This is a genomic window from Geodermatophilus sp. SYSU D01186 (assembly GCF_054050215.1).
This window is the reverse complement of the sequence record NZ_JBJGYW010000029.1, coordinates 1-19173: the sequence shown is the minus strand read 5'-3', so window position 1 is coordinate 19173 and position 19173 is coordinate 1. Positions and strand designations below refer to the sequence as shown.

18 protein-coding genes, 1 tRNA gene and 1 pseudogene are annotated in these 19173 nt (G+C 76.2%); 8 read left to right on the top strand and 12 right to left on the bottom strand.

The features are described 5' to 3' along the window. The first annotated feature begins 23 nt into the window (after positions 1 to 23). Positions 24 to 881 (top strand): tetratricopeptide repeat protein, encoded by an 858-nt coding sequence (locus ACI784_RS19295; protein WP_456921568.1) that lies wholly within the window; start codon positions 24 to 26, stop codon positions 879 to 881. 132 nt (positions 882 to 1013) lie between these two features. On the opposite strand, the gene ACI784_RS19290 is transcribed toward ACI784_RS19295, so the two are convergent. Then, positions 1014 to 1946 (bottom strand): SMP-30/gluconolactonase/LRE family protein, encoded by a 933-nt coding sequence (locus ACI784_RS19290; RefSeq protein WP_456921569.1) that lies wholly within the window; start codon positions 1944 to 1946, stop codon positions 1014 to 1016. A 146-nt stretch (positions 1947 to 2092) separates the two neighbouring features. Between ACI784_RS19290 and ppc the strand changes: the two genes are divergently transcribed. Both ppc and ACI784_RS19280 read left to right on the top strand, forming a co-directional pair. Then, complete coding sequence (gene ppc, locus ACI784_RS19285; protein WP_456921570.1) at positions 2093 to 4891, top strand: phosphoenolpyruvate carboxylase; 2799 nt, start codon at positions 2093 to 2095, stop codon at positions 4889 to 4891. Next, entirely contained in the window at positions 4884 to 5999 is a 1116-nt protein-coding gene (locus ACI784_RS19280) for an inositol monophosphatase family protein (protein ID WP_457014554.1), read from the top strand. The genes ppc and ACI784_RS19280 overlap by 8 nt, the downstream gene beginning before the upstream one ends. A 67-nt stretch (positions 6000 to 6066) precedes the next feature. Here ACI784_RS19280 and ACI784_RS19275 read toward each other — a convergent pair whose 3' ends face one another. Continuing rightward, positions 6067 to 7485 (bottom strand): FAD-dependent oxidoreductase, encoded by a 1419-nt coding sequence (locus tag ACI784_RS19275; RefSeq protein ID WP_457014553.1) that lies wholly within the window; start codon positions 7483 to 7485, stop codon positions 6067 to 6069. Between the two features lie 62 nt (positions 7486 to 7547). Here ACI784_RS19275 and ACI784_RS19270 point away from each other — a divergent pair, with 62 nt between their 5' ends. After that, positions 7548 to 7859 (top strand): putative quinol monooxygenase, encoded by a 312-nt coding sequence (locus tag ACI784_RS19270; protein ID WP_456921574.1) that lies wholly within the window; start codon positions 7548 to 7550, stop codon positions 7857 to 7859. Positions 7860 to 7958: 99 nt separating this feature from the next. Here ACI784_RS19270 and ACI784_RS19265 read toward each other — a convergent pair whose 3' ends face one another. Together ACI784_RS19265 and ACI784_RS19260 are read right to left on the bottom strand one after the other, a co-directional pair. Further along, complete coding sequence (locus tag ACI784_RS19265; RefSeq protein ID WP_456921575.1) at positions 7959 to 8783, bottom strand: hypothetical protein; 825 nt, start codon at positions 8781 to 8783, stop codon at positions 7959 to 7961. Between the two features lie 64 nt (positions 8784 to 8847). Continuing rightward, positions 8848 to 9657 carry an Fpg/Nei family DNA glycosylase gene (locus ACI784_RS19260; protein WP_456921576.1) on the bottom strand — a complete coding sequence of 270 codons (810 nt, stop codon included), beginning with the start codon at positions 9655 to 9657 and terminating at the stop codon, positions 8848 to 8850. A 64-nt stretch (positions 9658 to 9721) separates the two neighbouring features. Between ACI784_RS19260 and ACI784_RS19255 the strand changes: the two genes are divergently transcribed. Further along, on the top strand, positions 9722 to 10561 hold the full coding sequence (locus ACI784_RS19255; RefSeq protein WP_457014552.1) for an SCO6745 family protein: 840 nt from the start codon (positions 9722 to 9724) through the stop codon (positions 10559 to 10561). 16 nt (positions 10562 to 10577) lie between these two features. Here the strand turns inward: ACI784_RS19255 and ACI784_RS19250 are convergent, their stop codons facing one another. The 5 genes and pseudogenes from ACI784_RS19250 to ACI784_RS19230 all read right to left on the bottom strand — a co-directional run bounded on the left by ACI784_RS19250 (position 10578) and on the right by ACI784_RS19230 (position 13677). Next, positions 10578 to 11942: a cryptochrome/photolyase family protein gene (locus tag ACI784_RS19250; protein ID WP_457014551.1), complete on the bottom strand. Its 1365-nt coding sequence runs from the start codon at positions 11940 to 11942 to the stop codon at positions 10578 to 10580. A gap of 37 nt (positions 11943 to 11979) precedes the next feature. Further along, positions 11980 to 12309, bottom strand: a pseudogene (locus ACI784_RS19245) (GNAT family N-acetyltransferase); the annotation flags it as partial. A gap of 129 nt (positions 12310 to 12438) precedes the next feature. Continuing rightward, entirely contained in the window at positions 12439 to 12741 is a 303-nt protein-coding gene (locus ACI784_RS19240; RefSeq protein WP_456921579.1) for a hypothetical protein, read from the bottom strand. A 70-nt stretch (positions 12742 to 12811) separates the two neighbouring features. Then, positions 12812 to 13492 (bottom strand): hypothetical protein, encoded by a 681-nt coding sequence (locus ACI784_RS19235; protein WP_457014550.1) that lies wholly within the window; start codon positions 13490 to 13492, stop codon positions 12812 to 12814. A 112-nt stretch (positions 13493 to 13604) separates the two neighbouring features. After that, positions 13605 to 13677 (bottom strand) — tRNA-Arg (locus ACI784_RS19230). Positions 13678 to 13769: 92 nt separating this feature from the next. On the opposite strand from ACI784_RS19230, the gene ACI784_RS19225 reads away from it, so the two are divergent. Next, positions 13770 to 14153, top strand: a complete 384-nt coding sequence (locus ACI784_RS19225; RefSeq protein WP_456921581.1) for a hypothetical protein — start codon at positions 13770 to 13772, stop codon at positions 14151 to 14153. A 21-nt stretch (positions 14154 to 14174) separates the two neighbouring features. On the opposite strand, the gene ACI784_RS19220 is transcribed toward ACI784_RS19225, so the two are convergent. From ACI784_RS19220 to ACI784_RS19210, 3 genes are all read right to left on the bottom strand, one after another. Further along, the gene (locus ACI784_RS19220; RefSeq protein WP_457014549.1) at positions 14175 to 14987 is read right to left on the bottom strand and encodes an alpha/beta fold hydrolase; all 813 of its coding nucleotides are present in this window, start codon (positions 14985 to 14987) and stop codon (positions 14175 to 14177) included. A gap of 95 nt (positions 14988 to 15082) precedes the next feature. After that, a complete protein-coding gene (codB, locus tag ACI784_RS19215) occupies positions 15083 to 16390 on the bottom strand; it encodes a cytosine permease (protein ID WP_457014548.1) in 1308 nt (435 codons plus the stop codon). Then, complete coding sequence (locus ACI784_RS19210; RefSeq protein WP_456921584.1) at positions 16387 to 16884, bottom strand: nucleoside deaminase; 498 nt, start codon at positions 16882 to 16884, stop codon at positions 16387 to 16389. Before ACI784_RS19210 ends, codB begins: the two co-directional genes overlap by 4 nt. A gap of 140 nt (positions 16885 to 17024) precedes the next feature. Between ACI784_RS19210 and ACI784_RS19205 the strand changes: the two genes are divergently transcribed. Then, entirely contained in the window at positions 17025 to 18572 is a 1548-nt protein-coding gene (locus tag ACI784_RS19205; protein WP_457014547.1) for a PucR family transcriptional regulator ligand-binding domain-containing protein, read from the top strand. Positions 18573 to 18595: 23 nt separating this feature from the next. Next, positions 18596 to 19042, top strand: coding sequence for an SRPBCC family protein (locus tag ACI784_RS19200; protein WP_457014546.1), 447 nt, complete (start codon positions 18596 to 18598; stop codon positions 19040 to 19042). The last annotated feature ends 131 nt before the right edge of the window (positions 19043 to 19173 follow it).

Here is a 19173-nt window from a genome sequence, read left to right as displayed (position 1 = left end):
CGGCACCCGGTGATGATCACCGCATGGGGAAGGACCTCGACGGGCGCCTCCGTCGGCTGCGCGCCTGCCGGGACGCCGACGCGATCATCGAGCTGGGCTGCGACCTGGCCGATGCCGGGCGTGACCAGGACGCGGAGCGCTGCTTCCGGCGCGCGGCCGAGCTGGGTGCCGCCCTCGGGTGGTTTAACCTGGGCAACTCCCTGGCCGCCCGCGGTCGCGTCGAGGAGGCCGTCGACGCCTACGAGCAGGCGCTGGCCGGCGGGGAGGCCGAGGCGTGGGTCAACCTCGGGCTGGTGCTCGAGGAGCTCGGGGACCTCGCCGGCGCCATGCGGGCCTACGAGGGTGCCGGCGCCGCCGGGGACGCCCTCGGTGGCCTGCAGGTGGCCTTCCTGCTGCACGACCAGGGGGAGCGGGCCGAGGCGCTGACCGTCGCCGACGAGCTCGCCGCCGCCGGGGACCCGCTGGCCGCCGCCGTCGCCGCGACGTGGCGGTGGGGCGCGACCCTGGACGCCGACCTGGAGGCGGACCTGCGCGACGGCCAGGACCTGTTCCCCGGCGCCCGCGTCGCCCTCGCCCAGCTGCTGCGGGAGACCGGCCGGCCGGAGGAGGCGCGGTTCGCCCTCGAGCGGGGGGCCAAGCGCGGCGAGCTGCAGTCCTGGCTGCCCCTGGGCAACTTCTACGCCGACCAGCTCGGTGACGTGGAGGCCGCCGAGGAGGCCTACCGGGCCGGCATCACCGCCGGGGACACCTACTGCCACCACAACCTCGCCGTGCTGCTCGCCGACCGCGGCGACCTCGAGGGCGCCGTCGAGCACTTCCGGCTGGGGGCGGCCGACGGGGATGCCCTCGCCGCGCAGGCGCTGCGCGAGCTGGGGGACTGAACTCGCCCCACCGCCGCGCCGGTGTGGGGGTGCGCCCACTCCTGCGGTGTCGCGCCCACTCCTGCGGTGTCGCGCACGCTCCTGCGCCGTCGCAGCAGCGCAGGAGGGTGCGGAACGCCGCAGGAGCCGGCGTCAGACCACCTGGCGGAGGGCGCCGAGCGGCCCGCGGTAGGGCGATGCCGGCGGCCCGGTGACCCCGGCGGGCACGGTGAACAGGCGGCCGGCGTCGGGCTGGGCCGCCCGCGCCGCGTCGTCCATCCCCTCGGCCGAGGTGCTGACCACCAGCAGGTCGCGGCCGGGCCCGGCGAACGCGCAGCTCGACGTGTGGGCCACCGGCACCTCGACCACGGCGAGGAGCTCGCCCTCGGGGGACCAGCGGCGCACCTGCCCGGCACCCCACAGCGCCGTCCAGAGGCAGCCCTCGTCGTCGACGGTGAGCCCGTCGGCGACCCCGTCGTCCCCCTCGAGGTCGAGCAGGACCCGGCTCCTGCTGAAGCTGCCGTCGGCCGGGTCGTAGTCGAACGCGTGCACCAGACCGGGGCCGGAGTCGGCCAGGTAGACCGTGCGCCCGTCGGGGGCCCAGCCCAGGCCGTTGGAGACGGTGAGCGCGTCGTGCACGGTGGTCACGGTGCCGTCGAGGTCCAGGCGGTAGAGCGCGCCGGCGCCGGACCGCTGGTCGAAGGCCATGGTGCCGGCGTAGAACCGGCCGACCGGGTCGCACTTCGCGTCGTTCATCCGCGTCCCGCCGCCGGTCTCCGTGCCGCCCTCGCCGGCCAGGTCGAGCAGGACCCGCGCGGTGCCGTCGGCCGCCAGGTGCGTGAACCCGCCGCCGGCGGCGAGCAGCCACCCGCCGGCCGCGGCCGGGACGACGGCGCCGACGGTGTCCCCGCCGCGCAGGGCGGGCCCGGTCTCGGTGAGGGTGCCGTCGGCCGCGACGCCGGCGCGCCGGACGAGTCCGGCCGGGATGTCCACCCAGAGCAGCTCGTTCCGGTCGGCGTCCCACGTCGGCCCCTCCGCGTGGGCGGCGGGCGTGGGAGCGGCCGGGACGGCGGTGAGGGTCTGCACCGGCTCATCGTGGCGGACGGCCGGCGGTCCCCGCCGGGGGAACGCGTGTGGCCGCCGGGGTGGGTGGGCGTACCGGCGCAGGTGCGCCCTGGTCGTCGGCGTCGCACCGACACGCACTCGACACACGGACGGTCGATACTGCAGCGATGTCCGAAGCCACCGTGGACGTCGCAGACCTGCGCCATCACGGCGCCGACGAGGGGGACGGCACCGACGCCCCGCTGCGGGAGGACATCCGGTTGCTCGGCCGCGTCCTCGGCGAGGTGATCGGCGAGCAGTCGGGGGCCGACGTCCTCGACCTCGTCGAGTCCACCCGGGTGGAGGCCTTCCGCATCCGCCGCTCGGAGGTCGACCGGGCCGAGCTCGCCGGCCGCCTGGGTGACCTCGACGTCCGGTCGGCCAACCATGTCATCCGCGCGTTCAGCCACTTCTCGCTGCTGGCCAACCTCGCCGAGGACATCCACCACGAGCGGCGGCGCCGCTTCCACCGGCGGGAGGGCTCACCGCCGCAGAAGGGCAGCCTGGCCGCCACCTTCGACCTGCTGGACGCCGAGCCGCTCGACCCCGACGTCGTCGCCCGCGAGCTCACCGGCGCACTGGTCTCCCCGGTGGTCACCGCGCACCCGACCGAGGTGCGCCGCAAGACGATCTCCCGGGTGCAGCGGCAGGTCACCGAGCTCATCCGCCGCCGCGACCTCTCCGCCCCCGGGGCGGCCGAGGACGCCGAGTGGTCCGCGCAGCTGCAGCGGGCGGTGCTCACCCTGTGGCAGACCGCCCTGCTGCGGCTGTCCCGGCTGCGGCTGGCCGACGAGATCGACGAGGCGCTGCACTACTACGACCTGTCCCTGTTCCAGGTGGTCCCCGCGCTCAACGCCGAGCTGCGCCGGGCCCTGCGCGAGCGGTGGCCGCACGCCGGCCTGATGGCGCAGCCGATGCTGCTGCCGGGGTCGTGGATCGGCGGGGACCGCGACGGCAACCCCTTCGTCACCGCCGACGCCGTCCGCCGCGCCAGCACCCGGCAGGCCGAGACGGCGCTGGCCCACCACCTCGCCGAACTGCTCGTGCTGCACGACGAGCTGTCGATGTCCGACCGGCTGGTCACCCCCACTCCGGCGCTGTACCACCTCGCCGAGGTCTCCCGCGACGACTCCCCGTTCCGCGCCGACGAGCCCTACCGGCGGGCGCTGTACGGCATCCACGCGCGGCTGGCCGCGACCGCCCAGAGGGTGCTCGGCTCGGTCCCCGGGCAGCCGCCGCACCACGAGCTCGCGCCCTACGAGGCCCCCGAGGAGCTGCTGGCCGACCTCGCCACGATCGACGCGTCGCTGCGCAGCCACGGCGCCGGGGCACTGGCCGACGACCGGCTGACCCGGCTGCGCGACGCCGTCGAGGTGTTCGGCTTCCACCTCTGCGGGCTGGACATGCGGCAGAACGCCGCCGTCCACGCCGACGTGCTCGCCGAGCTGCTGGCCTGGGCGGGCGTGTGCCCCGACTACGCGGCGCTGGACGAGGAGCAGCGGGTCGAGCTGCTGGTGGGGGAGTTGCGGATGCGCCGTCCGCTGACCCGGCCGGACGCCGAGCTGTCGGAGACGGCCCGCGGCGAGCTCGACGTGCTGATCGCCGCCGCCGAGCAGGTGGGGAAGCTGGGTCCGCGGGCGATCCCGAACTACGTCATCAGCATGTGCGAGTCGGTCAGCGACGTCCTGGAGGTCGCCGTCCTGCTCAAGGAGGTCGGCCTGCTCGACCCGGACGGCGAGGACGGCCCGACCTGCCCGGTCGGCATCTCCCCGCTGTTCGAGACGATCGGCGACCTGCAGCACGCCGCGCAGACGGTGTCCGCCGTCCTCGAGCAGCCGCTCTACCGGGCCCTGCTGGCCAACCGGGGCGACGTCCAGGAGGTCATGCTCGGCTACTCCGACAGCAACAAGGACGGCGGCTACCTCGCCGCCAACTGGGCGCTGTACCGGGCCGAACTGGCGCTGGTCGAGGTCGCCCGCCGCGAGGGCATCCGGCTGCGGCTGTTCCACGGCCGCGGCGGCACGGTCGGCCGCGGCGGCGGGCCGAGCTACGACGCGATCCGCGCCCAGCCGCCCGGCGCGGTCGCCGGCGCGCTGCGGATCACCGAGCAGGGCGAGGTCATCGCCGCCAAGTACGCCGATCCCGACCTCGCCCGGCGCAACCTGGAGGCGATGGTGGCGGCCACCCTGGAGGCCAGCCTGCTCGACGTCGAGGGGCTGGGGGACGACGCCGAGCCGGCCTACGTGCTGCTCGACGACCTCGCCGAGCGGGCCCAGGCCGCCTACCGGGCGCTGGTGCACGAGACGCCGGGCTTCGTCGACTGGTTCCGCGCGGCGACGCCGATCGGCGAGCTGGCCGAGCTGAACATCGGCAGCCGGCCGCCCTCGCGCAAGGCCGGCACCTCGATCGCCGACCTCCGCGCCATCCCGTGGGTGTTCAGCTGGTCGCAGGCCCGCATCATGCTGCCCGGCTGGTACGGCACCGGCACGGCGCTGGAGGACTGGGTGGGCGGGGACGACGCCAGGCTCGCCCGCCTGCAGGAGCTGCACCGGCGCTGGCCGTTCTTCCGCACGGTGCTGTCCAACATGGGCATGGTGCTGGCCAAGACCGACCTGGACCTGGCCGCCCGCTACGCCGAGCTGGTGCCCGACCCGGTGCTGCGGGTCCGGGTGTTCGGCGAGATCACCGCCGAGCACGAGCGCACCTGCCGGATGCTGCTGGCCGTCACCGGCGACGACCGCCTGCTGGCCGACAACCCGTCGCTGGCCCGCTCGATCCGCAACCGGTTCCCCTACCTGGAGCCGTTGCACCACCTGCAGGTGGAGATGCTGCGGCGGCGCCGGAGCGGGGACGACGACGAGCTGGTCCGCCGCAACATCCAGCTGACCATCAACGGCATCGCCACGGCCCTGCGCAACAGTGGCTGAGCAGCTGGTGGGGACGCGCGCGCTGACCGTCGCCACGGGCCCGCAGCTCTCCCGCGCCGGCGCGGCCCTCGGGTTGTCGCCCGCGGCCCTGGCCCCCGCCGTCAGCGACCCGGCCTACCGCGTGCTGGTGGGGGACGACGGTGCGGCGGTGCTGCTGCGCCGGCAGTGGACCGCCGCGGGGGTGGCCGAGGCGGTGCTGCTCGCCGCCACCGGGATCGGGCCGGACGCCCCGGCCGTGCTCGCCACCGCGGCCGGCTGGGGCTGCGCACGGGTGCGGGACCGGCCCGGCGGCCGCGGGATCGTGCCCGTGGACGAGCCGCCGCCTGCGGCGCCGGTGGTCGACCGGTTCCTCCACCTGGCGGCACTGGCCGCCACCCGCGTCGAGACGGCGGTCGCGCTGGCCCGCGGCGCGGGGGAGGACCGGGTGAAGGCCGACGGCAGCCCGTCGCTGGCCGCCGACGAGGCGGCCCACGTCGCCGCGATGGAGGTGCTCGGCGGGGTCGGCGTCCCCCTGCTCAGCGAGGAGCGGCCCGACCGGCCGGTGGACGCCGCGCGCCCGTGGGTGGTGGTCGATCCGCTCGACGGCACCGGCAACTTCCGGGCCGGGCTGCCGCCGTGGGCGTTCTCCGCCGGGCTGGTGCAGGACGGCCGCGCAGTGGCCGGCGTCGTGGTGGACCTGTCCTCTGGGCGGCGCTGGTCGGGGGCGGAGGGGGCCGGCGCGGTCCGTGACGGGGTTCCGGTCCGGCCACGGCCCGGTGGCACCGTCGTCGTCCCGAGCGCGCCCTCGGGGGAGACCGTGATCGTGCCGCCGTCGGCCCGGCGGATCCGCGTGACCGGGTGCACCGCGGTCGAGCTGTGCCTGGTCGCCGACGGCTCGGCCACCGCCTGGCACGATCTCGACCGCAGCGGCACGCACGTGCACGACGTGGCCGGCGGGCTGGCCGTGCTCGCCGCCGCCGGCGGGGTCGCGCTCACCTCGGACGGCGAGCCGCTGCTGCTGCGGCCCGACACCGAGTCGCTGGTCCGGCTGGTCGCCGCTGGGAGTGAAGAGACCGCTGGGGACCTGCTGCGGTCGTTCGAGTCGTCCCCGTCGCTGCACGAACGCTGAGGCGCCTCGTCGGCCGCGGCGAGCAGACCGCCGGCGTTCCCGCGGGAACGTCCCGGGCGCCGGCCGGTCAGCGGGGGTGCGCGGCGGCCTCCCGCACCGCGGCCAGCAGCGACTCCCACTCGTGCAGCGTGGTGCGGGCCCGCCCTCGGGTGGCGCCGAGGGCCACCTCGGCGGCGTCGATGGCCCGCCAGTCGGACAGCAGCACCGGGTCGGCGCCGCGGGCCCGCAGCTCGGACACCAGGTCGTCGACCCCGCCGTGGCCCGGGCGGACCACCCCGGCGGCGACGTCCTCGAGCAGCACGGCGATCGTCTCCCGCGCGTCGTGCTTGTTGGTGCCGACGACGCCGGTGGGGCCGCGCTTGATCCAGCCGGCCACGTACTCGCCGGGGGCCGGCCGGCCGTCCCGCAGCACCCGGCCGCCGTCGTTGGGCACCACGCCGCGGCGGTCGTCGAGCGGCAGCTCGGGCAGTCCGCAGCCGCGGTAGCCGACCGAGCGCACGACGAGGTCGGCCGGCAGCACGCTGGTCTCCCCGGTGCCGGAGGCACGGCCGTCCTCGTCGACGACGGTGCGCTCCACCTCGATCCCGGTCACCCGGTCGGTGCCGAGCAGCCGCACCGGTCTGGTGTAGAAGCGCAGCCGCACCGGCGTCCGGCCCGGCGAGAGCGTGTGCCGGGCCCACTCGCGCAGCACGTCGAGGTTGCGGTGCACGACCCGGTCGGCGGCGGCGCGCTCCTCCGCCGCGGGGTCCAGCTCCAGGTCGGCGGGGTCGACCAGCACCGTGGCCTGCGCCAGCTCGTCGAGCTCCCGCAGCTCCTGGGTGGTGAAGCTGGCGTGCACGGGGCCCCGGCGGCCGAGGACGGTCACCTCCTGCACCGGCGCCGCGGCCAGCGCGTCGAGCACGTGCTGGGGCATGTCGGTCGGCTCCAGCTCGTCCGCGGTGCGGGCCAGGACGCGGGCCACGTCGAGGGCCACGTTGCCCACGCCGACCACCACGACCGACCGGGCCCCGGCCAGCGCGGCCTCGACCTTGGCGCGGTCGGCGTCGGGGTGGCCGGTGTACCAGGCGACCAGCTCGGTGGCGGCCAGGCTGCCGGGCAGCTCCTCGCCGGGGATGGCCAGCTGCCGGTCCAGGGCGGCCCCGTAGGTGTAGACGACGGCGTCGACCGCGCCGTGCAGCTCCGCGCACGAGAGGTCGCGGCCGATCTCCACGTTGCCGACGAACCGCACCCGCGGGTGGTCCAGCGCCCGGTGCAGGGTGTCGCGGATGGCCCGCATCTTCGGGTGGTCGGGGGCGATGCCGTGCCGCACCAGACCGAAGGGCGTGGGCAGCCGGTCGATCAGGTCGACGGCGACCGGCACCTCCTGCTGGCGGGTCAGTGCCTCCGCGGCGTAGATGCCGGCCGGGCCCGCGCCGACGACGGCCACCCGCAGGGGTGACGCAGTGGACGGGGGACCGGGGTCTTCGTCGACCGACACGACAGGCATCCTGACGGGCACACGGGGCGCTGCACCAGGCATACGCCCCCACCGCACCCGAGGAGCAGCCCGTGGCCGTCGTCGTCGTCGCGACCATCACCCCCCAGCCCGAGCACGCCGACGCCGTCCGGGAGGCCGTGCTGACCGCGATCCCGCAGGTGCACGAGGAGGACGGGTGCCAGCGCTACGCGCTGCACGAGGGCCAGGACGGCCGGCTGGTGATGATCGAGCAGTGGGCCAGCCCCGAGGCGCTCGCCGCCCACGGCAAGGGGGAGCCGTTCGCCGCGCTGAGCAAGGCGCTGGAGGGCCGGCTCGCCGGCACCCCGGAGCTGCAGGTGCTCTCCGCGGTCCCGGCGGGGGAGCAGGGCAAGGGCGCCCTCTGAGGAGGTCCACCCGGGCTGCTGCCGGCGCACCGTCTCCGTGATCCAGGTCGGCGCGAAGGGAGAGGTGCGCGTCGGGTGTTCCTCCGGCCCGCGCCCGCTCTAGTCGCAGGCGTGGTCGTGGTCCAGCCCGTCGGAGACGTACTGGGTGAGGACCACCTCGCCGCCGCCGGTCAGCGCCGGCCGCCCGCAGGCGGCCTCGGCGCCGGCGAGGGTGGTGGCCCCGGCCAGCCAGCTGTCCAGCTCGTGGAGGGGGCTGCCCGGGGGGACGTCGCCGGCGATCAGGCTCCACTGGGCGCCGGTCGAGTAGAGCCCGACCTCGGCGCCGCGGTCGGTCAGGTAGGTGGTCATGCCCTCCAGCGCCGCGCGGTTGCGCGCCCGGGCGGCCGCGGAGCCGTACTGCCAGGTGTTCATCGTCTCGACGTCGAGCCACCAGCGGTGCGCGGCCGGGTCGGCGACGACCCCGGCCTCCTGCGCCGCCCGCACGAAGAACGCCTCGACGGTCACGTAGGCGCGCAGCCAGCCGTACTGCCAGGAGCACGCGGTGCTGTTGCCGCCCTGGCAGGCGCCGTACGGGGTGCTGCCGCGCAACGGCCAGGTGTGCAGGACGTCGATGAACTCCCCGGGGTTGGCCGTGTTGACGTAGAGCTGCAGGCCGGGCTGCCCGTCCACCGCACCGGTCGCGTCCGCGGCCCACTCGAGCTGCTCGGCCAGGCAGGGGTTGGGCCGGGTCGCCAGCCCGCCGTTGACGCCGACGATGGCGAAGGCGTGGTCCTCGGGGAGGTCGTCGCCGCACTGCGGGTGCGAGACGTCGTACCCGACGGCCGAGGGCTCGTCGGGGGTGGACGCCGCGGCCGCCGGCAGCCCCAGGGCGAGACCGGCGCACGCCAGCACGGCGACGACCACAGCGCGCGCCGTACCGACCATCCCGCCACGATAACCACGGCTGTGGCGGTGGTCACTCACCCCGCGGAGGGTCACCCGCGGGCGGTCACGCAGCCTGGCAGACGGGGCACCAGTGCAGGTTGCGGCCGACCATCTCCTGGGTCCGGACCTCGGTGCCGCAGATGCGGCAGGGGAGGCCGGTGCGGCGGTACACGTAGTGCGCGTCCTCCCGGACCACCGCGCCGCGACGGCGGGTGCGGTCCTCCGGGCGGGTGGTCACGATCCGGCCCATCCGGACCCCGGCCCGCATGAGCACCACCAGGTCGGCCCACATCCGCGCCCACAGGTCGGCGTCGACGTCCCGGCCCGGGCGGAACGGAGAGACCCGGTGCCGGAACAGGAGCTCGGCGCGGTAGACGTTGCCGACGCCGGCCAGCACCGACTGGTCCATGAGCAGCGCGCCGATCGCGGTGCGGCTGCCGGAGATCCGGCGGTGGGCGCGCATGCCGTCGGTCCGGGGCCGCAGCGGGTCGGGGCCGAGGCGGTCCAGGATCCGGTCGACCTCGGCGGTGGTGAGCACCTCGCACGCGGTCGCGCCGCGCAGGTCGGTCCACACGCCGAGGCCGTCGGGGCCCTCGCCCTCCCAGCGCATCCGCAGCGCGCCCCGCGGCGCCGGGGGGACGCCGGTGCCCGACGTGTAGGTGCCGTAGAGCCCGAGGTGCACGTGCAGGGTGTCGGCGCCGAAGCAGGCGAACAGGTGCTTGCCGTAGGAGGTCACGTCGTCGAGCACCCGCCCGTCCAGCAGCGCCGCACCCGCGGCGAACCGGCCCTGCGGGCTGGTGACGTGCACCGGGCGACCGGCGAAGGCCAGCGACTGGTCCCGGGCCAGCCGGAACAGGGTGTGTCCCTCAGGCACGGGCGGCTCGACCGGTCACGTCTCCAGCTTCGCGCCTGACCTGCGCATCCGCCACGATGCCCGTGTGACACCGGTGACACCGCAGCTGGCGCGGGCGGCCTGGGGCTCGCTGGAGACCGTGCACGTCGTGGGGTTCTTCGCCCCCGAGGTGCAGGAGGCCTACGACGGGTTCGGCGTGCCCGCGACCCGCGCCGGCTACTTCGCCGCCCGCGCGTCCGCCCTCGGGCCGGTCGACCCCGCCGTCGTCGTCGCGACCTTCTACGTGTTCTCGCCCGACCTCGTCGCCGGTGCGGTGCCGGCGGTCTGGGCGGCCGGGACGCCGGAGCAGAGGGCCGCCGCCCGCGTCCGGGGCGTCGCAGCGGCCCTGCACCGGGTGCTCGGCGAGCCCGACGTCGGGGAGGCGCTGGCGCTGGCGCGGGAGGCCTGCGCGGGGCTGTCCGCCGCCGGCCGCCCGCTCTACGCGGCCTGGAGCGGCGCCGCGTGGCCCGACGACCCGCTGCTGCAGCTGTGGCATGCCGGCCTGCTGCTCCGCGAGCACCGCGGCGACGGTCACGTCACCGCGCTGATGGCCGCCGGTCTGGGCCCGGTGGAGGCCCTGGTCACCGGCGGACTGGCGTCGGACAGCACCGACTTCGTGCGCACGACCCGCGGCTGGTCCGACGACGAGTGGACGGCCGGTGTCGAGCGGTGCCGATCGCGTGGGCTGGTCGACGACGGCGGCCTGACCGCGGCCGGGCGGGCGCTGCGCCAGGAGGTGGAGGCGACGACCGACGTCCTCGCCCTGCCCGGCTGGGCGCATCTCGGCGCGACCGGCGCGCAGCGGCTGGTCGAGCTGGTGACGCCGCTGCGGGAGCGGCTGTTCGACTCCGGCCTGCTGCCCGGCTGGATCCGCTCGCGGGGCTGAGTTCCGCGAGGCCGGGTCAGGCCCCGCGCAGCCGGGCGTAGCGGTCCAGCGCCACCCGGCGCTCCTCGGCGTGGTCGACGATCGGCAGCGGGTACCCGTCGGGGACGCCGTCCGGCGCGAGCCACGGCTCGTGCACGTACCGGGTCGGGACGTCGCGCAGCTCGGGCACCCACCGCCGCACGTAGGCACCGTCCGGGTCGTACTCCCTGCCCTGACGGACGGGGTTGAAGACGCGGTGGTAGGGCGAGGCGTCCGTGCCGGTGCCGGCGACCCATTGCCACCCGTGGTTGTTGCTGGCCAGATCGCCGTCGACCAGGTGGGCGAGGAAGTGCCGCGCGCCGCGCCACCAGTCGACGTGCAGGTCCTTGACCAGGAACGACGCCACGACCATGCGCACGCGGTTGTGCACCCACGCCTCGCCGAGCAGCTGCCGCATCCCGGCGTCGACGATCGGGTACCCGGTGCGACCGGCCGCCCAGGCGGCGAACCGCTCGTCGGCGTCCGGGCCGGTGTCGTACGCGAGCGCACGCATCCGCCGGTCGAAGGCCTCCCGGTGCGTCTCGGGGCGGTGCCACAGGACGTCGGCGTAGAACTCCCGCCACGCCAGCTCGTCGACGTAGCTCGCCGCCGACTCGCCGGCCTCCTCCGCCAGGTCGGCCAGCAGCGTGCGGGGGTGGAGGCAGCCGTACTTCAGGTACGCCGACAGCCGGCTGGTGCCGTCGGTGCCCGGGGTGTTGCGGGTGTCGCGGTAGCCGGCCAGCCGCTGGTCCAGGAAGCGCCGCCACGCGGCCCGGGCGGCGGCCTCACCGGCGGGCGGCAGGACGACGCCGTCCAGCGGCGGGGCCTGAGGGGGCGGCTCGGAACGGACGCCGGTGCACCAGCGGGCCGACCGTGGCCGCGGCGCCGGTGCGCGCCACCCGTGCGCGCGCCAGGCCCGGGCGAAGGGGGAGAACACGCGGAACGGCGTCCCGTCGCCCTTGGTCACCCGCCCCGGCGTCACCGCGTACGGCGAGCCGGTCCGCACCAGCGGCACCTCGCCGAGGGCGTGCTCCACGGCGGCGTCCCGCCGGCGGCCGTAGGGCCCGGCGTCGGCGGAGACGTGCACGCTGCCGGCGCCGACCTCGCGGGCCAGCGCGGGGACCACCCGCGCCGGGTCGCCGGAGCGCAGCACGAGCGCTCCGTCGACCGCCGTCCCCAGGTCGGCGAGGCAGTCGAGCAGGAACCGCCGGCGTGGGGCCCCGGCGGGGTCCCACAGCCGGGGATCGATGACGAAGACGGGCAGGACGGCGCCGTCGGGACCGGCCGCGTCGCGCGCGGCCAGCAGTGCCGGGTGGTCACCGAGCCGCAGGTCGCGACGGAACCACAGCAGCGCGGTCGGCACCCGCCCCAGCGTAGGGAGCCGCCCGCGGCTCCGCAGGTCAGCGGGCGGCCGTCTCCAGGCCGAAGTGTGGACGCTCGTCGTCGGCGACGAGGTCGAGCTCCTCGGGGTGCTGCTGGATGTAGTGGCGGACGAAGGAGCAGTAGGGGAGCACGTGCAGGCCGCGCTCACGGGCGGCGGCGAGGACGCCGGCGACCAGCACCTTCCCGATGCCACGCCCGCCCACGGAGGGATCCACCTCGGTGTGCGGCAGCGCCATGGTGCCGTTCTCGACGTGGTAGCTCGCCAGACCGACGACCCGGCCGTCGAGCAGCACCTCGAAGCGCCCCCGATCGGGGACGTCGACCACGCTCGTCTCCATGCTCGTGTTCCACCTCCGCTCGCCCTGGCGCCGTTGCCGGGGCTCGACATGCGTACTGGAACGGTAACGCCTCGGAGCCCCCGAGTGTTTCGCCGCGCCGGGCTCCCCCCGGCCGCGTGACCGGCGGTGGCAGCCTCCTCACGGTCGGGGGCGGGGGTCGGTCCGCGTCCAGCGCCGCTCGTCCCGGCGGGCGCCCTGGGCCGCCCGGCAGCGGCGGCACACGGCCTGGACACCCTCCGCGTGCCGGCCCGACTCCGGCTGGACGTCGGCCCAGCTGACGTGCGGGAAGCGGGTCAGCCGTGACTTGCTGAGCGACAGGCCGCAGGCCGTCTCGTTGCGCCCGCGCTCCCACGCGTGGACCTCGCCGGCGGGGTAGCGGATGCCGTCGTCTGGGTCGGTCCACTGGTCGGCGGCGGCCACCGCTGCACTGCGCGTTCCCATGGGACACCGGTACCCGCTCGCCGGTGGGAAGTGCGCATGCGCGCCGTCGTCCACCACCGCGACTGACGCGTCATCGGGGCCGCAGGCTCCCGGCGGCCCCGACCACGCGGTCGGACGCGGCCACCAGCAGGTCGCGTACCGCGTCGCACCGGCCGCCTGCGTCATCTGCCCCCGGACCGCCGACGTCGAGCCACAGGAGCTGGTTGTTCGGCTCGATCACGCGTTGGAGCGTCGCCTGGCCGGGCAGGAAGCTGCCGCCGGGGACGCGCTCCCAGGGGTGGCGGTCCTCGAGCAGAGCGCTGTTGGCGAAGGCCTCCTCGTGGAACTCGACCGCGGTGGCGCCACCGACCTCTGCTGCGGCGTCCTCGTCCTCGTAGGTCACGAAGAAGGGTCCGTAGCTGAAGTCCCGGATGGTCGCGTGGACCTGCGAGGCGCCGGTGACGCACCCCGGCACGGTGAACGGCTCCTCGCCCCGCGTGGTGAGCACGCAGGCGAGCGAGCTGGCCTCGCCGGGGATCTCCCGCACGGGCCCGGGGACCACGTCGAACGGCCCGGCCACCGGTCGTCCGGCAGCGGCCGACAGTCCCCGGTGCACGGTGTCGGGCTGGAGGGCGCTGCAGAGGGCTGCACTGCGCTGCGTGTCAGCGGCGGTCGTGACCTCCGCGGCCCGGCCGGGGGTCTGCACCGCGGTGCAGCCGCTCAGTGCCGCCACCACGAGGGCGCACGAGACGGCCTGGACCGTTCTCGACATGGACCGCCCCCGCAATCGGCTCCGATGACAGTGGCGGGCCGCGCCCGCCGCTGTGGCTGGTGTACCAGGCGGGGAGCCGCGTCGGGATCGGTGCCCCTCGAAGGAGGGAGGGTGCCCCCGGCAGGATTCGAACCTGCGACACACGGTTTAGGAAACCGATGCTCTATCCCCTGAGCTACGGGGGCTCGTCGGCGGACCGACCGGGGCGTACCCGAGGAGGTTAGCGGGCGCGGGGCGAGGTCCCCCCGGGGCGGCCCCGGCGAACTACCGTCAGCGCATGGTGGTCGCGCTGGCCGAGCTCACCCTCCTGGTGCTGCTGGCCGCCCTGCTGCTGTACGCGCTGGGCACCTGGTCCACCCGGCCGGTGCTGCGCACGGGCGCGGGCCAGACCCGGTTGCCCGCCCGTGCGAAGTCCGAGATCGCCGCCGCCGTCGCCCAGGCCCGCTGGGCGCCGGCCCACGACGAGGTGGACGGTGTCACGCGGGTGCTGCTGCGGCGTTCCTACACCGGGCTCGACGGGCTGCCGGTGGTGCTCGAGGACCGCGTGTTCGAGACCTTCCCGGCGGCCGACCCGGCGTGGGAGGCGCGGTTCACCGAGGCGATGTCCGGTGCCCGGTTCCGCTGCGCCTACCTCAACGCCGAGGAGAGGCCCGGCGGCTGACGCCCCGCTGCTGACGGCCGGTCAGGCGACGGCGCGCAGGCGCTCGGGCTCCCGGCGTCCGGCGGTCTCCGACACCAGGCGGGCGATCGTCGCCGGCCGGTCGGACTGCGGGGCGTGGCCGGCCATCATCAGCGGGCTGAAGCGCGAGCCGGGGACCAGCGGCAGGTAGCGCACGGTCTGGCCCGAGGCGACCCAGTCCCCGACGCCCTGCACGAGGGTGACCGGACACGCGATCCGGTCCAGGCCGCGGGGGACGTCGAGCATCAGGGCCCACAGCACGGTGCGCCAGAAGTCGCGGGACTCCGCGAACCCCTCCCGCGCGCCGACGGCCTCCTCCGGGGAGGTGCTCCACGGGCGGGCCTTCAGCGGCGCCAGCAGCGCGGCCCGCCCGACGGCCGAGCGGGAGACGGTCTCGATCAGCGGCTGGGCCACCCGCATGGCGATCCGCGCCGTGCCCATGCCGAGGCCCTGGTGGACGCGCTCCTGCGGCACGTTGAGGCCCGACGGGGAGATCGCCACCACCGACAGGGCACGGCCGCGGACGGCGAGCTCGAGGGCGATGCGGGCGCCCAGCGAGTTGCCCAGCACGTGCACCCGGCCGAGGCCCTGGGCGTCCAGGGTCTGCTCGACGGCGTCGGCGATCGCCGCGACGGTGGGGCGCTGCTCCAGGTGCGGTGAGCGCCCGATGCCGGGCAGGTCGACGTTGACCACGTCGAAGTGCGCGCACAGCTCGGGCAGGACGGCGGTGAAGTCGCGCCGGGAGCTGCCCATGCCGTGCAGGAGCAGGAGCGGCTCACCGGAGCCGGAACGGGTGAGGGACAGCGGAGCGGTCACCCGTCCGTGGTACCCGGCCCCGGCGGCGAGCGGTCGTGAGATCGGTCACCCGGCGTCCGTGGGGCACGCGGGTCGCGCGCCCCACGGACGACGGGTCAGCGCCGCGCGCCGACCGGCGTCGGGGCGCCCGTGAGGGACAGCCCCATCGACAGGGCGATGGCGACGACGATGCCGATCACCGGCGGGATGCCGATGCCGAGCTCGCCGCTGAGCCACGCCAGGAAGGCGGCCACCGCGTAGGCGAGGAGGTTCGGCCACCGGACGGCGGGCGGGACGGTGTCGGCGGGGATGCCGCGCCGCCGCCAGCGGGCGAGGAAGTCGCCGATGATCACGCCGCCCAGCGGCGGGATGAAGGTGCCGAGCAGGACCAGGTAGTCGACCAGGTGGTTCTGCACCCCCGTCAGGGCCAGCACGGTGGCGATGATCGACCCGCCGATGACGAACGGCGCCTTGCTGGGCCGGTTGAACAGCTCCGCGCCGGCCACGCCGAAGGCGTAGGCGGTGTCGGCGTTGCTCTTCCAGAGGTTGCCGAACAGCAGCACCAGGCCCCAGCCGACCAGCCCGAGCTGGTACAGCACGAGGACGAAGTCGCCCTCGCCGAAGGTCAGCGCCCCGACCGCGCCGAAGAAGATCATCAGCCCGTTGCCGACGAGGAACCCGATGATGCAGGCCCAGACCGCGTGCGAGCCGCGCCGGGCGAACCGCGTCCAGTTGGGCGCCTGGGTGCCGGCCGACACGAAGGTCCCGACCACGGTGGTGACGGCCACGGCGAGCGCCATGGACGTCGTCGGCTCGACCCCGGCCAGGCCGCCGAACCCGCCGACCTCCTGCAGTGACCGGGCCAGCACCCAGAAGGCCAGGATCAGGATCAGCGGCGTGGAGACCAGGGACACCCAGTACATGCCGTGGTAGCCCCAGTAGGCGGTGGCGCACATGAGCGCGCTGGTCACGATCATGATCGCGGCCCGGGCCCCGTAGGAGTTCCAGCCCGTGGCCTCGGCGGTGAGGTCGCCGATCGTCCCGACGACGACGGCGTACCAGCCGATCTGCGTGCCGCCGAGCAGCACCGAGGCGAGCTTCGCGCCGCGCGAGCCCAGCGTGTAGCGGGCCATCACGACGGTGGTCAGCCCGGTCCGCGCGCCGATCCAGCCCATGACGGCGACGTAGGCCCCGAGGATCACCGAGCCCAGGCCGATGACCACCAGCAGGCTGCCGAAGGAGAACGCCGGCCCGAGCGCGGCGCCGGCCAGCATCGTGGGGGTGAAGACGGTGAACCCGAGCAGCACGACGGCCACCGAGAAGAACGACTTGCGGGCGTGCGCCGGGACCGGCGTGACCGGGTAGTCGGGGTCGACCACCTCGGTCCCGGTGGCCGCGGGGGCGGACCGCTCCGGGGCGGTCACGACTCCTCCCCGATGTCCTCGAGCCACAGCTCCGGCCGCTCGGCCAGCATCCGCTCCATGAGCGCGACGCACTCGGCGTCGTCCAGGACGTCGACCTGCACACCCTTGGACCGGAGCAGCTCCTCCGACGCCTGGAAGTTGCGGTTCTCCCCGACGACGATGCGCGGGATGTCGTAGAGGAGCGCCGTCCCCGCGCACATGAAGCAGGGGGAGAGGGTCGTGTAGAGCGTGCTGCGGCGGTAGACCGACGCGGGCAGCCGGCCCGCCTGCTCGATGCAGTCGGTCTCGCCGTGCCGGATGGCGCTGCCCATCTGGACGCGGCGGTTGCGGCCGACGGCCAGCACCCGGTCGCCGTCGACCAGCGCGGCGCCGATCGGTACCCCGCCCTCCTCCCAGCCGATCCGCGCCTGGTCGATCGCGAGACCGAGGAAGAACCGGTCACGGTCGGCGGGATCGAGGTCAGGGGGGACGACGGGCAGGGCGGGTGTGGTCACGGGGGCTCCTCGCGGGTGGGTGGCGCGCGCTGACGTCGGCAGCGAACCGCCGGTGCGGGGTACCCGACAAGGGACACGACGTCTCCTCGGCAGGGTCCTGTGCTTGACGCCGTGCCCCGCGCCCCGGAGGCTGCTGCGCCGTGCTGCCAACCGTGTCCGAGGTGCTGGAGCTGCCGTCGCTGCGTGCGGCCGGCCCGGAGGTGCTGGCCGGGGACCCGCACGCCGCCGTCGTCCGCTGGGTGCACTCCTCCGAGGTCTACGAGATGGGCGGGCTGCTGGCCGGGGGCGAGCTGCTCCTGACCACGGGCCTCGGGCTGCACGGCCGCTCCGCGCAGCAGGTCGTCGACTACGTGGAGATGCTGGCCGACGCCGGGTGCGCCGCGCTGGCGCTGGAGGTGGGGCGCACCTTCTCCGTCGTCCCGCCGGAGCTGGTCGCGACCGCCCGGCGGCGCGGGGTGGTCCTCCTCGCGCTGCGCGAGGTGGTGCCCTTCGTCCGCATGGTCGAGGACTTCCACGACCTGCTGCTGCGCCGCAAGCTCTCCTGGCGGCACGCCGGAGAGCCGGTCTGGCAGGAACTGCTCGGCCTGGTGGTCTCCGGGCAGGGGCTCGCCGCGGTGCTCGACGCCGTGGCCCGGATGGCCGACTGCCCGGCCGAGCTGGTGGACGTCGACGGCCGGGTGGTCGAGCGCAGCCGCCTCCCCGGCACCGCGCACCCCACCGACCGGACCGTGGCCGAGGTGCGCGGCCAGCACGGGCCGGTCGGCCGGCTGGTCCTGCTGGGCCGGCGCACCGCCCGGCGCACGGGGGTCGCCGACCGGGCCGCGGTCGCCGTCGCGCTGGAGCTCGGCCGGCACCCGGACGTCGGCTCCCGGCCGTCGCTCGCGCAGGCCGTGGTCACCGACCTCGTCGCCGGCGTGCTGGCCTCCGAGGGCGAGCTGCGGGCCCGCCTGTCCGCCGCCGGGTGGGTGCCCGCCCCCGGCGTGCCGGTCCTCGTGGCCGCGGTCGAGTTCGACCGCCGCACCCCCACCAGCGAGGCGGTGCCCGCGGTGCGGCAGGCCGCCGAGGAGGTCCTGGGGCAGTGCCTCGTCGGCGCCGCCGGGAGCGCGGTGCTCGTGCTGGCGCGGGGCCGGCCGCGCCCCGAGCTCCGGCAGCAGCGGGAGGCCGTGGCCGCCCTGCGCACCCGGCTGTGCGCCGGCCCCTCGGGCAGCGCCATCCGCACCGTCGGCGTGGCCGACGCGGTCGGCGCGCTGGCCGACGTCCCGGCCGCCGTGGCCGAGGCGCGCGAGGTGGTGGCGCTCAGCCGGCGGGTCGGCAGCCGGGAGCCCGTGGTGCTCGCCCGCGACGTCGCCGTCCACCGGCTGCTGGCCGCCGGCGCCTCGCCGGTGGAGGTCAGCCGGTTCGTCACCGGCCAGCTCGGGCCGTTGGTCGACCACGACGCCGCGCACGGCACCGAGCTGCTGCGCACCCTCGACGCGCACCTGGCCACCGGGCTGAGCAAGACGCGCACCGCGGCGGTCCTGGGCATCCGCCGGCAGTCCCTGTACGCCCGGCTCGACCGCATCGAGCAGCTGCTCGGCGCGCCCGTGGAGGACCCGGCGCAGCACGTCGGGCTGGGCGTGGCGCTGGCCGCCTGGCGGATGCGGACCGGGCTGGACCCCCAGGCGGTGCCCGGTCCCACCCGCGGCTGACGGGGGTGGGCAGGATGGGGTCCATGGGACAGGTCGTGGCCACCGCCGAACACGTCGTCAGCGCTCCCTCGGAGCGGGTGATCGCCGCCCTCGCCGACTACACCGAGACCCGGCGGAAGGTGCTGCCCGAGCAGTTCAGCGACTACCGGGTCGAGGCCGGCGGGCAGGGTGCGGGCACCCGCGCCGCCTGGCGGTTCGCCGCCACCTCCAAGCGGGTGCGGGACCAGCTGGTGGAGGTGACCCAGCCGGACGCCTCGACGCTCGTGGAGACCGACACCCGCTCGTCGATGGTGACCACCTGGACGGTGCACCCCGCCGACGCCGGCAGCAGCACCGTGCGGGTCCGCACCACCTGGAACGGCGCGGGCGGCATCGGCGGCTTCTTCGAGCGCACCTTCGCCCCCAAGGGCCTGCGCCGCGTGTACGAGGACCTGCTGGGCCGGCTGGACCGGGAGGTGGCCGCCGGCTGAGCCGGCCCCGGGGGGGGGGGGGGGGGGGGGGGGGGGGGGGGGGGGGGGGGGGGGGGGGGGGGGGGGGGGGGGGGGGGGGGGGGGGGGGGCGGGCGGGGGGGGGGGGGGGGCCGCGGGCGCGGGGGGCGCGG

Bases quoted from the DNA above. Each gene is read 5' to 3' on its own strand.
- ACI784_RS19295 (WP_456921568.1), top strand. From the start codon at position 24: ATGGGGAAGGACCTCGACGGGCGCCTCCGTCGGCTGCGCGCCTGCCGG.
- ppc (WP_456921570.1), top strand. From the start codon at position 2,093: ATGTCCGAAGCCACCGTGGACGTCGCAGACCTGCGCCATCACGGCGCC.
- ACI784_RS19275 (WP_457014553.1), bottom strand. From the start codon at position 7,485: ATGCCTGTCGTGTCGGTCGACGAAGACCCCGGTCCCCCGTCCACTGCG.
- ACI784_RS19265 (WP_456921575.1), bottom strand. From the start codon at position 8,783: ATGGTCGGTACGGCGCGCGCTGTGGTCGTCGCCGTGCTGGCGTGCGCC.
- ACI784_RS19240 (WP_456921579.1), bottom strand. From the start codon at position 12,741: ATGGGAACGCGCAGTGCAGCGGTGGCCGCCGCCGACCAGTGGACCGAC.
- ACI784_RS19235 (WP_457014550.1), bottom strand. From the start codon at position 13,492: ATGTCGAGAACGGTCCAGGCCGTCTCGTGCGCCCTCGTGGTGGCGGCA.
- ACI784_RS19225 (WP_456921581.1), top strand. From the start codon at position 13,770: ATGGTGGTCGCGCTGGCCGAGCTCACCCTCCTGGTGCTGCTGGCCGCC.
- ACI784_RS19200 (WP_457014546.1), top strand. From the start codon at position 18,596: ATGGGACAGGTCGTGGCCACCGCCGAACACGTCGTCAGCGCTCCCTCG.